Below are 12787 nucleotides of genomic sequence, written 5' to 3'. Positions count from 1 at the left end.
GAAATATGCAGGACACGAGTAAAGGAAAGTTCATTACGTTAGAGGGAGGAGAAGGGTCGGGAAAGTCTACGGTTATTACAGCCCTTGAAAAGTGGCTGCAGGAAGATGGATTCAAGGTGTTAAAAACGCGGGAGCCCGGGGGTATCCCAATTGCTGAAAAAATCCGGAGCCTGGTGCTCGATCCGGAATATTCCGAGATGGATGCGCGCACAGAAGCACTTTTATACGCTGCCGCAAGACGACAGCATTTGGTGGAAAGGGTCTTCCCGGCTCTCGCTGAAGGAGCTGTTGTGCTTTGCGATCGTTTTGTGGACAGCAGCCTCGTCTACCAGGGGGCAGCCAGAGGTCTTGGCATAGAAGAAGTGGCAGCTGTAAATGAATTTGCGATCGAAGGACGCATGCCTGATCTCACGCTGTTGCTTGATGTAGATCCGAAGGAAGGGATAGCAAGAATCCAGCGTGCCGAAGAAAGGGAATGGAACCGCCTGGATAATGAAGCTGCCCGCTTTCATACAAGGGTGCATGAAGCGTATATGACACTCGCGGAGAAACATCCGGCCCGTATTAAAAAAATCGATGCCGAAAAGCCGCTTGAAGAAGTAATTAAAGACTGCAGGGAAAAGGTACAGGCCTACTTGGATGTAAAAAGTTAAGGAAAAATACAAATTAAGTACATACAATAAAATAAAAACGGGAAAAGGCACTTAGGAAAATATCGCAAGAAGGAAGGAGCTGGACAGATGATTGCTATTTTATATGTAAGTATCGCTATCATTGTGTTGGCACTTGTCTGGTTAGTTATCGGTGTTGTGCAGGCTGTTAAAGCAGCATCCTCCCAGATGAAGACCATCAATGAAACAATGGAGCGGATTCAAAAGAAAACAGACGGCCTGATTAATGAGTCGGAAACATTGACCCAGCGCCTGGAGGTTATTAACGATTCCGTTAACCGGGATATGGAGACAATCCAGGAGCTTACGAATACGCTGAAGGGTTCCAAAGAAGCCGTAGGGAAATATCATATAGCGACACGTGCAGTAGCTACCGAAACGCTTCATGAGAATCAAAAGCGTACAAAAGAAAATGAACAGGTGGCACAGATACGTGACATCGGGGACACGGTCGTCGATCTGTACGCTAAATGGAAAAATCGTAAACAAGCATAAATAAAAGCAGTCAGGGGAACGTTTCCCTGCTGCTTTTTTTATTGGGAGGAAGCTTTATATTCGCGTGAGTTCAGCCGGTATGACTGAATACCGGCGAGTAGAAATAAAACTCCTGTGCAGATAAAGAGAGGAACGACAAGTCCGGAGCAGATGGCAGCGAGCCATGGATAGGAGGTCTCCCCAAAATGGCAGAATCCCCATAGCCCCAGGGCAACAGCAGTGCTTGCCGCTCCGACCAGAAACGGATGGTATTTTTTATACGCAGCAATGATAAACCAACCGCCAAACAGCGTATAGAGAAAACCGATCACATATACGTTGACTGCTTTTTGGGCTGCTCCGAGTCCTGCAGAGAGCAGCGAATCTCCGGCTTGATTCATGTTAACCGGCACTACTTCATCGACCCCGGAATCACTGTTTACAATACGCAGTTCATACTCTGCAGGCTCCTTTGGCCAGTTTTTCTGGTGCATGTAGGCAATAGCATCTGACTGGTGAAAAAAAGAAGGAGAATCAATGTTGTTTTCATGGTCGGTTAATCTTTTAGCCTGCATTTCTTCAAGGTCATATAAAAATAAATCGTACTGATAGCTTGGCTCCTGGCTCGAAGCGACATTGGTGGTATAGGCATAGCGGCTTTCTGACGGCGAAGCTGTCGGATTGTACAGCCCTCCGGGAAGGTTGTTCGCAAATTCGATGTGCTCCTCATATACTTTGTTATTCAGCGTTTTCATTCCTACATGCATCTCATCATCAGGGCCTTCAGTGTAAGTATACAGAAGCATATTACCCGTAGCGTCCGGGGAGATGTTTCCCATTAAATATTTGCTTTCACCGGTGATTTTTTTGTAAGCTCCTCCACCGGCAGGCATGGAGTAAATGTTAAAGCCTTCCTCTGTACTCCGGTCTGCGGATTTCCAGGCGTCCGCAGGCATGCCTAAAAAGTAAATGAGCGTGCCATCCGGCGAGTAGGAAGCATCACGTACATGGAGCTCGCTGCCAGTTAACCGTTCATGCCCGCTGCCTTCTGCCTCTGCTGTATAAAGAGAGCGAATCGAATCATTTTGTTCCGATAAAAATAGAATGTTCTCCGGCGAGTGCGGATGAAAAGAAGGAGAAAACTGCGGCTGGTCCAGATCAGTGAGCGGCTCGGGATTTTTATCATCAGCGGTTGAGGTATATATTTTTTCCTGTCCGTTCGTAATGTATGTGAATGCTAATTGATCATCAGAAGGAGCGACAGATACGCTGCTTCCCATCCCGTCGAAGGACCGGTAGGGGTCTTCGGCCTTGGAATAGCCGACAGCTGTAGCGCTTATTAATAAAACGGCGGTAATGAGTATCGCCCGGAGCAGCCAACGGGGAAAGCGCATGAGTCCAACTTCCTTTCTTCGTTAATATGTTGGTCCGATAATACCATAAATAGGAAACTGTTACTTGAAGTATTCCATATTTTGCTGTTAGCTTCAATTCCAGAGTGTTTATTCCTGAATATTGATCAAAAGGTCTTAGGCTTAAGTATTGGATTAAATATTCAAAAAACGGCTGTTTCGTTGGTGTGCTTCACTTTTTGCTGTATATACAGTAAAATAAAATTAATAAATCTAGTGGATTTGGACGAAATAGGAGGTACGGAGCATGAAGCTTCTAGTAGCTGTGGTGCAGGATAAAGATAGTAACCGGTTGTCTAATGCGCTGGTGGAGGAAAACTTTCAGGCGACCAGGCTCGCGAGTACTGGCGGGTTTTTGAAAGCCGGAAGCACTACGTTTTTAATCGGTGTGGAAGATGAGCAGGTGGATGAAGTAAAAAAGGTCATCCAGGAAAACTGCAAAACCCGGGAACAGCTCGTCGCTCCTGTTTCGCCTATGGGCGGAAATGCAGATTCCTACGTTCCTTACCCTGTCGAGGTACAGGTCGGCGGAGCGACTGTTTTTCAATTAAACGTGGAAGAGTTTGAAAAATATTAATGACGGAGAGATTAACATGAGTTGGGAAGCCATGCTGGAAGAACAGCCTACAGTAATGTCACTGTTGGAAAGAAGCATGAACAAAGACCGCGTGGCCCATGCTTATATATTTGAAGGAAAAGCGGGTGCCGGCAAGCGTGAAACAGCGCTTCTAATGGCACAGCGCTTTTTTTGCGTAGAAAACAGCGCTGTGCCGTGCGGGGAGTGCCGGGAATGCCGAAGAATTACGCACGGGAACCATTCAGAAGTAATGTTTTTACAGCCGGAAGGCGCTTCAATCAAAAAAGCACAGGTGGAAATGCTTCAAAAAGAATTTACCTATAAAGGAATGGAAGCCCGTTTAAAAATTTATATTATTGAAGACGCTGACCGTATGACGGCCAGTGCGGCCAACAGTCTGCTGAAGTTTCTCGAAGAACCGGAAAGCCCGACACTGGCCATTTTATTAACAGAGAATGCGCATTTTCTCCTGGATACTATCCAGTCCCGTGCCCAAAAGATTTCGTTCTCTCCCCCGTCTATTGAACGGCGCCGCCGTCTATTCCAGGAGAGGGAGGGCACAGGGGAAATTGCCGCCGGCCTGCTTGCAAAGCTCCCTCATGTGCCGGAGCGTGAAAGCGAGGCAGCACTGGCTGAGTGGATTGTACAGGGTCGAAATCTAGTGATACAATTGACGGAAGAGGTGCATCAGCGCCTTCACAGTGCATTATTGACACTACAGGATAAATGGCTTGGACATTTTTCAGATAGAGAAGAACTGGACATCGGCTTAGATATGCTGCTTTTTTGGTATCGCGACCTTCTGTCGATCACATACGGTTCGGATGACATCACATACTTCGATCAAAAAGCGACGTTGGAACGAGTAGCCCTTCGTTTTTCAGAAATGGAGGTCGTTGCCCGACTGCAGGCAATTTTAGAAGCAAAGCGCCGGCTCCGGGCCAACGCGAATGCGCAGCTTCTGATGGAACATCTGCTGATCCAGTTACAGGAGGGATCATGACATTGCATGATGTAGTAGGCGTTCGGTTTAAAAAGGCGGGAAAGATTTATTACTTTTCCCCAAACGGCCATGACGCACAGGTAGAAAGCTGGGTCATAGTAGAAACGGCCAGAGGAATTGAGTACGGCAAAGTAGTGCTTGAGAATAAGCAGGTCAGCGGCGACGATGTTGTACTGCCGCTTAAAAAGGTTATGAGGCTTGCCGATGAAGATGATCATGCTGCTGTGAAAGAAAATAAACAGCTTGAGCAGGAAGCCTACGATCTCGGCTGCGAAAAAATTTCGACGCACCAGCTGGACATGAATCTGGTGAACGTGGAATATACCTTTGACCGGAATAAGATTTTATTTTATTTTACGGCGGAAGGACGGGTGGATTTCCGTCAGCTGGTGAAGGATTTAGCTTCCCAGTTTCGTACGAGGATTGAACTCCGGCAGATCGGCGTCCGGGATGAAGCCAAAATGCTCGGCGGGATAGGCCCGTGTGGAAGAATGCTGTGCTGTTCGACGTTTCTCGGGGATTTTGAGCCGGTTTCCATTAAGATGGCAAAAGATCAGAATCTTTCCTTAAATCCGGCAAAGATTTCCGGCCTGTGCGGCAGGCTTATGTGCTGTTTGAAATATGAAAACGATCATTATGAAACAGCCAAACGTGAAATGCCTGACGTAGGGGAGCATATCAATACTCCGGAAGGCAAGGGGAAGGTAGCCGGTATCAATATTTTAGAACGTCTCGTACAGGTGAATTATGCAGAAGAAGAGAGAGTATTGGAATTCTCGCTGGACGAGCTGCTTGATGAAGGATTCATCGCAGGATAACAGTTAAACGGACGGAGAAGGTGGGGGTGCGAGTGGATAAAAAAGAAATCTTCTCCCAGGTGATTCATATGGAAGAGCGGATCGGCAGGCTCCATGATGAACTGGGAGAGCTCAAAGAACAGCTGGCGATGCTGATTGAAGAGAACCAGGCACTCGTACTTGAAAATCAGCATCTGCGCCAGCGGGTGGAAGACAGCGGTGAGGAGATTCAGGAAAAGGAATTAGCCGGAGGAAATTCCCAGCCCGGACCGAGCCGCATTCAGACGAGCAGTATGGGAGAGGGCTATGACAACCTTGCCCGCCTGTACCATGAAGGCTTCCACATTTGTAATATGCATTACGGCAGCCTGCGGACGGATGGAGACTGTTTATTCTGCCTCTCCTTTTTAAATCAAAAATAAAAGTCAGCTATTTGGAACCGCCTGTCTGTAAGGACAAGCGGTTTCGTTTATATATCTTCAGGATCCGCACAGCGGGCGTTCTCAACGAGGAGGGCAGACAAAGATGATCAGGCTTGTACAAGAGGAAGACTACGAAGCGGTGCGCCGGGTGGCTGAGCTCACCTGGGAGCATACGTACAGGAATTTAATACCGGCCCGGACAAGAAAGGCCTTCATTGACGCTGCGTATTCTAAAAAAATGTTTGATGTTAAGCGCGAAGAATCCATATTTTTAGCCGCGGTTACCGACAGTATTTTGGTAGGCTACATTAATGTCCTGCAGCAGGAGAAGGCAGAGCTGGCAGCCCTTTACGTACTGCCCGGGTATCAGCGGGCCGGCTGGGGACAAAAATTGTTCGACGCCGGGATAGGATATGTTTCTGCTGAAAAGAAAACGATGACGGTATATGTAGAAGAGGGGAATACCCGGGCCGAAGCTTTTTACGAAAGGCAGGGCTTCCGGGAAACGGAGCGCTTCACAGAGATGTTCATGGAAACGCCGTTAAAAACAATAAAGATGGAGAGAAAGCTGTACAGGTGAAGAAAAGCCTGCCGGTTTTTTACCGAAATGGCTGGCATTACAGTAAAACCACAAGGAAAGGACTGAATTGCCCAATGAGTGATACTTCAAAAACCATCAAAGAGCATGTTCAGGCCCGCACGGTAACCCTGCGGGACGGCACGGAGCTTCCGTCACTTGGCCAGGGGACTTGGCATATGGGAGACAACGCCGGACTTAGGGACCAGGAAATAAAAGCGCTGCGGACAGGACTCGATTACGGAATGAAGGTTATTGATACAGCCGAAATGTACGGAGGAGGTAAAGCAGAGGAGCTGGCCGGAGAGGCGTTGGAAGGAAGAAGAGAGGAAGCCTTTCTCGTTTCCAAGGTTCTTCCAAATAACGCAGGCGGCGAAAAGCTTGAAAAAGCGTGCGAGGGCTCGCTCAGCCGTCTCGGCGTGGAACAGCTGGATTTGTATTTACTCCACTGGCGCGGAAGTGTTCCTCTTAAGGAAACAGTGAAAGGCATGGAAAAATTAAAGGCAGATGGAAAAATCAAGCGGTGGGGCGTTTCCAACCTGGATACCCGGGAGATGAAAGAGCTGCTCTCACTCGAGCACGGGGATAACGCCGTCTGCAATCAAGTATTATATCACCTTGCTTCACGGGGTATTGAATTTGACCTGATGCCGTGGCTGAAGGAGCAGCAGATGCCGGTAATGGCCTACTGCCCGCTGGACCAGGGAGGCGGGCGTACGCTTATAGAAAGCCGTACCCTGCAGAGGATCGCTGAGCGCCGGAGCATGACTCCGCTGCAGATCGCTCTTGCCTGGACCATTCACTCGGGGATGGTATTAAGCATTCCGAAGACCTCCAATCCGGAGCATGTGCGGGAGAATGCCGAAGCGGCAAGTCTTACACTGACGAATGAAGAAATTGAAATGCTTGATCAGGCTTTTCCAAAGCCACAAACAAAACAACCGCTCGACATCGTGTAGCTGCCAACCGGCCTTTTCGTATGAGAAGGCCGGTTTTTGTGCCGGATCGAGAAGAAATAAGCTGCAGGCATGTGCTAAAATATAAATAATTCTTTACGCGGACAGAAATGTGCAAGGAGTCTTTCGATGAAAACTATTTTACGCTACGTTCGTCCTTATAAAGCAGCAGCGGTGTTGTCTTTTTTTCTGCTTTTAATTGAATTATCAGTGGAACTATTTCAGCCTCTTCTTCTTGCAAGACTGATCGATGAAGGTTTGGCAAACAATGATTTCGGTCTGGTGGTGAGCCTTGGGCTTGCGATGGCGGGTCTTGCCCTGCTCAGCTTTGGTGTTGGGGTGCTGAACTGTTTTTTCGCTGACCATGTCGGGCACAGCACCGGCTTTGATCTGCGTAATGAAATGTATAAGCGTATCCAGGAGTCGAGCCTGGAAAATCTGCAGGACTTCCCACAGTCCTCGTTACTCACCAGGCTCACTAACGATATTACCCAGGTACAAAACATGATTGTGATGATGCTCCGGTTTATGCTTCGTTCGCCGCTTTTGCTGATTGGCGCGACTATCATGGCTTTTGTTGTAAATGCCCGAATGGCGCTCATACTAGTGATTTTTATTCCTTTTTTACTGCTCATCCTCGCCTGGCTGATGACAAAAGGGATGATTTATTTCGGCAGTTTGCAAAAGCGTATCGATGCCGTGAACAGGGTGATGAAGGAAAACCTTGGCGGCCTGAGGCTGGTACGGGTTTTTGGCCGCGAGCAGCATGAAATTAAACGTTTTTTTGTACAGAATGAAGCTTTACAGGCTAGCGCTCTTAAAGCTTTTCGTTATACAGCTCTTACTTCGCCGATCCTGCTGTTTTTAATGAATGCAGCGATTGTGCTCATGCTTTGGATCGGGGGCTCTGCTGTGCAGAACAATGAGGCCCAGGTAGGTGAGGTGGTAGCGGTAGTTAACTACGCTACAAGAATGACTGGCGCGCTTGGCGTTGTCGGCATGCTGATTACGCTGCTTGCCCGGGCCAGAACTTCCGCCTCGCGGATTGAAGAAGTGCTCGAAGGCACCGAGAAAGAAAATTCCGGGCAGGAGGGAGTGAAAGAAGAAGGAAGTATAGATGTTGAGTTTGAGAATGTAACTTTTGCTTATAGCGACAGCCGGGTTCCGGCTCTGAATGATGTGACGTTCCACGTGAAACACGGCGAGCAGATGGCGGTTCTCGGGGCAACCGGGGCCGGTAAATCCTCTTTGTTCCAGTTAATGCTTCGTTTATACGAACCGGTCAGTGGCCGTCTTTTTATTGATAATTCGGACGTCAGGGACCTCGATATTGCTTCTTTAAGAACCCAGATTGGCTATGTGCCCCAGGAGGCGAAATTGTTTTCAGGGACGATTCAGGAAAATATTCAGTGGGGGCTGGAGGAAGCTGGAGCGGAGGAAATAAGCAAAGCGGTGAAAGCGTCTCAGCTTGAGGAAACGATCCGGGCGCTGCCCGAGCAGGAGCAAACGATGATCGGCCAGAATGGCGTAAACCTCTCGGGTGGCCAGAAACAGCGGGTGACGATTGCCCGGGCGCTGCTGCGGAACCCGGGTCTGCTGCTTCTGGATGACAGCACCAGTGCGCTGGATGCAAAAACGGAGGCTGAATTTCTGGAGGCACTTAGAGCGTATCCATGCACCTCTATTTTAGTGACTCAAAAGCTTTCCACGGCGCTAAAGGCGGATAAAATGCTGCTTCTTGAGCACGGGGAAGTCATCGGGCTCGGCACTCATGAAGAGCTGTACAATGAGTCTGCGTTCTACAGGCAGCTGTACCAATCACAGTACGGGAAGGAGGCGGCGACATGAAAAAGCACTGGATTACCTCGCCGTTTCAATACAAACACCCGGACATTGACCCCTCCCAGGCAGACGGCCGTCCGGACACCGAGCGGATACAGAACTGGAAGCGTACCACAGCCCGGCTCTGGTCTTACCTGGCCGTTCAGAAGTGGCGGCTGACAGCTGTTTTTGTCTGCGTGCTTTTTACTGCTGCCTTTATGCTTTCGGGACCGCTGCTTCTCGGCCATATTGTTGACCAGTATTTAGTGCCGCAGCAGCTCGAAGGGCTTGGAACGATACTTTTCCTGTTGTTTGCTGTATACGTTGGTTGGGGTGTCATGAGCGCCGTTCAGACGTACGTGATGATTTCTCTTGCCCAACAGGCTGTTTTTAAGCTTCGCTACCATCTTTTTTCCCATCTGCAGACACTGCCGCTTTCGTTTTTTGACAAACGGCAGCATGGATCCATTATGAGCAGAATGACAAACGATATGGATAACATCTCAACTACTTTAAACACCTCGGTCGTACAGATCATGACCAGCCTGTTAACGTTTACCGGGATTCTTATTATCATGCTGGTGATCAGCCCGCTTCTCACCTTTTTTACGCTTTTGTTTCTGCCGGTCATGTTTTTTGGCCTGCGTTGGATTACAAGGCGCACAAGACTGCTGTTTCAAAAGCAGCAGCAGGCGGTTGGGGCAGTGAACGGGTATGCCGAAGAAACAATTTCCGGACAGTCGATCGTGAAGGTATTTTCTAAAGAGCCGCGTGTCATGAAGAACTTTGAACAGGAAAGTGACACCCTTCGCCATGCCGGGTTTTGGGCTCAGACGTATTCCGGTTTTATCCCGAAATGGATGAATTTTTTAAACAATATTAATTTCGCGATCACTGCAGGAGCCGGGGGCATTTTGGCTTATTATGGTGTCGGCGCAGTTACCATTGGCACAATCGTGATTTTTGTGGAATATTCCCGTCAGTTTACCCGGCCGCTAAATGACCTGGCAAACCAATTTAATGCTCTTTTCGCGGCGCTTGCCGGAGCAGAGAGAATTTTTTCATTTTTGGACGAAGAGGCGGAGGAATACCGGGAGGAAGAAGGAACAGCAAAAAATGTTTCCGGAGAAGTGGAGTTTCAGGATGTTTCGTTTGGCTACGAAAATGAAAAGGTACTCCGCGGCATTGATTTTCATGTAAATGCCGGCGAGACAGCTGCTTTTATAGGTCCCACCGGTTCGGGAAAAACAACCGTTATGAATTTAATCATCGGCTTTTATACGGCGGAAGCCGGCGAGGTCTACGTGGATCAGACCCCTCTTTCTGAATGGAATATTAAGGATCTTCGGAAGCAGATGAGCGTAGTTTTGCAGGATGATTTTCTGTTTGAAAAAACGGTAATGGAAAACATACGCTACGGTAATCTGGAGGCTGCGGACGAAGAAGTGATAGAAGCAGCAAAAGCGGCCAACGCCCATGCGTTTATCGAGCGGCTGCCGGAAGGGTACCAGACGATGCTTGGAAAGGAAGGAAGCGGGTTCAGCCATGGACAGAGGCAGCTGCTTTCCATTGCCAAGGCAGTGCTGGCCGACCCGAAGATTCTGATTCTTGATGAAGCAACATCAAGTGTGGATACAGTAACAGAGATGAGAATCCAGGAGGCGCTGGGACGTTTAATGAAGGGACGTACTTCCTTTGTAGTGGCGCATCGCTTAAACACTATTGAAAAAGCAGATATTATCTATGTAATGAATGATGGAGAAATTGCAGAACAGGGAACGCACCATGAGCTTCTTCGAAAGCAGGGACGGTACGCAGCGTTTCAGCAGGCCAATCAGCAGAAGGTGGATATATGAAAAACTGCGAATCAACACAAAACCGGGGGTGGGGGCAGTGAAAGAGGTATTACAGGAAGGAGAGAGAGTCGATCACACTCCTTCTAAGAAGCCGATTATTCAACATAAAAATGCTTTTGCGTTTTCCATTGACTCGGTGCTGCTTGCGTATTTTTGCTCTGTGCCGAAAACCATTGGGAAGATTATCGATCTTGGGACCGGAAACGGGATCATCCCTCTGTTATTAACAGAGCGGAGCCGTGTTCCTGTGACAGGTATAGAAAGACAGCCGGAGCTGTGTGATATGGCAGCCCGGACGATGGCCATGAACGAAGCGGAGGGGCAGGTTACTGTTCAGCAGGCAGATGTACGGACGGTTCGTTCCAAATATCACGGGGATCAGTGGTCGCTTGTGACGTGCAACCCTCCTTATTTTGATACCGGCCGGATGGCAATGAAAAATAAGCAGGAAAAGCTGGCAAACGCGCGCCACGAGGAGCACGGAAGCCTGGAGGAATTTGTCCGGACCGCCGCATTTTTAGCCAAACAGAAGGGAAAGGTGGCTATGGTGCTTCGCCCGGAAAGGCTTGCAGAGCTGCTTAGCTATTACCAGAAATACGGGATCGAGCCGAAGCGGATGCAGTTTGTTCATCCAAAGGCCGAGCGTGCAGCAAATATGGTAATGGTGGAGGGAATGAAAGCCGGCAGGCCCGGCCTGGAATGTCTTCCCCCGATTATTGTATATAACGAGAATGGACAGTATACAGAGGAATTTCGAGCGTATTATGGAACAAAATAAACATGTTGTCTATATATTGCAATGCCGGGACGGGAGCCTCTACACCGGCTATACAAACAATCTTCAAAAGCGGATCGAAGCCCACAATGCTGGCCGGGGGGCGAAGTATACGAAGGGGAGGGGGCCTGTGACGCTCGTTTATTTTCAGGGGTTCCCTACAAAAGCAGAAGCGATGCGGGAGGAATACCGCATTAAGCAGCTGCCCCGCAGTCACAAACAACGGTTAATGAAGGAGGCACACGATGACCCAGCAGTTCAGCTTTCAAGCTACTGAAAATGCCGGCATGCTTTATTTAGTGCCAACACCAATAGGAAATTTAGAGGATATTACTTTTCGGGCTGTCCGTATACTTCAGGAGGCAGAATATATTTTGGCCGAAGATACGAGACAGACAAAAAAGCTTACCCAGCACTACCAGATAGACACGCCTTTAGAAAGCTATCACGAGCATAACAAGCGCCAAAAACAGGAGAAAATTCTGCAGTGGCTCACAGAGGGAAGACAGGTGGCGATGGTGAGTGATGCCGGCACGCCGCTGGTATCGGATCCGGGGGATGAACTTGTGCAGGAATGCATTGCGCAGGGAATACCGGTAGTGCCGCTCCCAGGTGCAAGTGCTCTTCTGCCAGCTCTGACGGCTTCGGGGCTCGGGGGCGGCGGCTTTTATTTTCATGGGTTTCTTCCGCGAAAGAAAAAAGACATACGCACGGTTTTGCACCAGCTTCCGTCAGGCGTGCCAATTGTTTTGTATGAATCGCCGTACCGCCTGCTCGGAACGATCTATTTTCTGCAGGAAGAGTGGGGGGACGTGCCGGCTGTCGTAGCAAGAGAATTAACGAAGAAATATGAAGAGTTTGTCCGTGGCACCCTGCTTGAAGCAGCGGCTGCTTTTGAAGACAGGGACATTAAAGGGGAATGCGTATTAATTGTAGAAAAGCCTGTGTCGGATGAATCCGTAGAAGAGGACCACGGGCCGATGGAAGAGGAGGTCCGGAAGTATGTAGAAGCGGGCGCTTCAAGCAAGGAAGCTATTAAAAAAACCGCCCAGCGCCGAAATGTTAAAAAACAGGAAGTATATGCGGCTTACCACGGGCTGGATAAATCATAAAAAAGAGCCCTCCCCCGAAAGGAAAGGCTTTTTCGTGAACTTAAGCGTTCGATTTATGGTTTTGCACATAATCCTGAAGATCTTTAATAATTGCTTCAGCGCCTTCAGGGGAAAGAATAATTTTACCGTCAGCAAGGGATAAGTTGTCATCCGACACTTCTCCGGTTACCTGGCAGGTCATGTTTGGTTTGTATTTTTTCAATACAATGCGGTCATGATCCACATAAATTTCAAGAGCGTCTTTCTCTTGAATTTCAAGTGTACGGCGGAGTTCAATCGGAATAACTACGCGCCCTAATTCGTCAACTTTACGTACGATACCTGTTGATTTCAT

General features: G+C 48.6%; 15 protein-coding genes. 13 read left to right on the top strand and 2 right to left on the bottom strand.

The genetic code is table 11. From position 1 onward, the window contains the following. Positions 1 to 5: 5 nt before the first annotated feature. Both tmk and G548_RS0104160 read left to right on the top strand, forming a co-directional pair. Complete coding sequence (gene tmk / locus G548_RS0104165) at positions 6 to 653, top strand: dTMP kinase (RefSeq protein WP_022792891.1); 648 nt, start codon at positions 6 to 8, stop codon at positions 651 to 653. An 87-nt stretch (positions 654 to 740) separates the two neighbouring features. After that, positions 741 to 1166, top strand: coding sequence for a DUF948 domain-containing protein (locus G548_RS0104160; protein WP_022792890.1), 426 nt, complete (start codon positions 741 to 743; stop codon positions 1164 to 1166). A gap of 38 nt (positions 1167 to 1204) precedes the next feature. Here G548_RS0104160 and G548_RS0104155 read toward each other — a convergent pair whose 3' ends face one another. Continuing rightward, a complete protein-coding gene (locus tag G548_RS0104155) occupies positions 1205 to 2539 on the bottom strand; it encodes a TolB family protein (protein WP_022792889.1) in 1335 nt (444 codons plus the stop codon). Between the two features lie 265 nt (positions 2540 to 2804). Between G548_RS0104155 and G548_RS0104150 the strand changes: the two genes are divergently transcribed. The 11 genes from G548_RS0104150 to rsmI all read left to right on the top strand — a co-directional run bounded on the left by G548_RS0104150 (position 2805) and on the right by rsmI (position 12453). Continuing rightward, entirely contained in the window at positions 2805 to 3134 is a 330-nt protein-coding gene (locus G548_RS0104150; protein WP_022792888.1) for a cyclic-di-AMP receptor, read from the top strand. Between the two features lie 16 nt (positions 3135 to 3150). Next, positions 3151 to 4137, top strand: coding sequence for a DNA polymerase III subunit delta' (holB, locus tag G548_RS0104145; RefSeq protein ID WP_022792887.1), 987 nt, complete (start codon positions 3151 to 3153; stop codon positions 4135 to 4137). Positions 4138 to 4139: 2 nt separating this feature from the next. Beyond that, positions 4140 to 4955, top strand: coding sequence for a PSP1 domain-containing protein (locus G548_RS0104140; protein WP_027847194.1), 816 nt, complete (start codon positions 4140 to 4142; stop codon positions 4953 to 4955). 32 nt (positions 4956 to 4987) lie between these two features. Further along, a complete protein-coding gene (gene yabA / locus G548_RS0104135; protein WP_022792885.1) occupies positions 4988 to 5356 on the top strand; it encodes a DNA replication initiation control protein YabA in 369 nt (122 codons plus the stop codon). A 103-nt stretch (positions 5357 to 5459) separates the two neighbouring features. Further along, entirely contained in the window at positions 5460 to 5936 is a 477-nt protein-coding gene (locus G548_RS0104130; RefSeq protein WP_022792884.1) for a GNAT family N-acetyltransferase, read from the top strand. A 74-nt stretch (positions 5937 to 6010) separates the two neighbouring features. Further along, positions 6011 to 6892, top strand: a complete 882-nt coding sequence (locus G548_RS0104125) for an aldo/keto reductase (protein WP_027847192.1) — start codon at positions 6011 to 6013, stop codon at positions 6890 to 6892. Positions 6893 to 7018: 126 nt separating this feature from the next. Then, positions 7019 to 8737, top strand: coding sequence for an ABC transporter ATP-binding protein (locus tag G548_RS0104120; protein ID WP_022792882.1), 1719 nt, complete (start codon positions 7019 to 7021; stop codon positions 8735 to 8737). Then, positions 8734 to 10566 carry an ABC transporter ATP-binding protein gene (locus G548_RS17330; protein WP_022792881.1) on the top strand — a complete coding sequence of 611 codons (1833 nt, stop codon included), beginning with the start codon at positions 8734 to 8736 and terminating at the stop codon, positions 10564 to 10566. The genes G548_RS0104120 and G548_RS17330 overlap by 4 nt, the downstream gene beginning before the upstream one ends. 37 nt (positions 10567 to 10603) lie before the next feature. Then, positions 10604 to 11344, top strand: a complete 741-nt coding sequence (locus G548_RS0104110; RefSeq protein WP_022792880.1) for a tRNA1(Val) (adenine(37)-N6)-methyltransferase — start codon at positions 10604 to 10606, stop codon at positions 11342 to 11344. Beyond that, positions 11331 to 11618 carry a GIY-YIG nuclease family protein gene (locus G548_RS0104105; RefSeq protein ID WP_022792879.1) on the top strand — a complete coding sequence of 96 codons (288 nt, stop codon included), beginning with the start codon at positions 11331 to 11333 and terminating at the stop codon, positions 11616 to 11618. The genes G548_RS0104110 and G548_RS0104105 overlap by 14 nt, the downstream gene beginning before the upstream one ends. Next, positions 11587 to 12453, top strand: a complete 867-nt coding sequence (rsmI, locus tag G548_RS0104100) for a 16S rRNA (cytidine(1402)-2'-O)-methyltransferase (RefSeq protein ID WP_022792878.1) — start codon at positions 11587 to 11589, stop codon at positions 12451 to 12453. Before G548_RS0104105 ends, rsmI begins: the two co-directional genes overlap by 32 nt. A 40-nt stretch (positions 12454 to 12493) precedes the next feature. Here rsmI and G548_RS0104095 read toward each other — a convergent pair whose 3' ends face one another. Then, on the bottom strand, positions 12494 to 12787 hold the full coding sequence (locus G548_RS0104095; protein ID WP_022792877.1) for a transition state genes transcriptional regulator AbrB: 294 nt from the start codon (positions 12785 to 12787) through the stop codon (positions 12494 to 12496).

This window comes from Marinococcus halotolerans DSM 16375 (genome assembly GCF_000420725.1).
GTDB lineage: Bacteria > Bacillota > Bacilli > Bacillales > Marinococcaceae > Marinococcus > Marinococcus halotolerans.
Note: the sequence above shows the minus strand (reverse complement) of the source record. Positions and strands in the feature narration are given on the sequence as shown.

Excerpts from the sequence above, each read along its gene's own strand:
- tmk (WP_022792891.1), top strand. The coding sequence starts at position 6 with ATGCAGGACACGAGTAAAGGAAAGTTCATTACGTTAGAGGGAGGAGAA.
- G548_RS0104160 (WP_022792890.1), top strand. The coding sequence starts at position 741 with ATGATTGCTATTTTATATGTAAGTATCGCTATCATTGTGTTGGCACTT.
- G548_RS0104155 (WP_022792889.1), bottom strand. The coding sequence starts at position 2,539 with ATGCGCTTTCCCCGTTGGCTGCTCCGGGCGATACTCATTACCGCCGTT.
- G548_RS0104150 (WP_022792888.1), top strand. The coding sequence starts at position 2,805 with ATGAAGCTTCTAGTAGCTGTGGTGCAGGATAAAGATAGTAACCGGTTG.
- holB (WP_022792887.1), top strand. The coding sequence starts at position 3,151 with ATGAGTTGGGAAGCCATGCTGGAAGAACAGCCTACAGTAATGTCACTG.
- G548_RS0104130 (WP_022792884.1), top strand. The coding sequence starts at position 5,460 with ATGATCAGGCTTGTACAAGAGGAAGACTACGAAGCGGTGCGCCGGGTG.
- G548_RS0104125 (WP_027847192.1), top strand. The coding sequence starts at position 6,011 with ATGAGTGATACTTCAAAAACCATCAAAGAGCATGTTCAGGCCCGCACG.
- G548_RS0104120 (WP_022792882.1), top strand. The coding sequence starts at position 7,019 with ATGAAAACTATTTTACGCTACGTTCGTCCTTATAAAGCAGCAGCGGTG.
- G548_RS17330 (WP_022792881.1), top strand. The coding sequence starts at position 8,734 with ATGAAAAAGCACTGGATTACCTCGCCGTTTCAATACAAACACCCGGAC.
- G548_RS0104105 (WP_022792879.1), top strand. The coding sequence starts at position 11,331 with ATGGAACAAAATAAACATGTTGTCTATATATTGCAATGCCGGGACGGG.
- rsmI (WP_022792878.1), top strand. The coding sequence starts at position 11,587 with ATGACCCAGCAGTTCAGCTTTCAAGCTACTGAAAATGCCGGCATGCTT.
- G548_RS0104095 (WP_022792877.1), bottom strand. The coding sequence starts at position 12,787 with ATGAAATCAACAGGTATCGTACGTAAAGTTGACGAATTAGGGCGCGTA.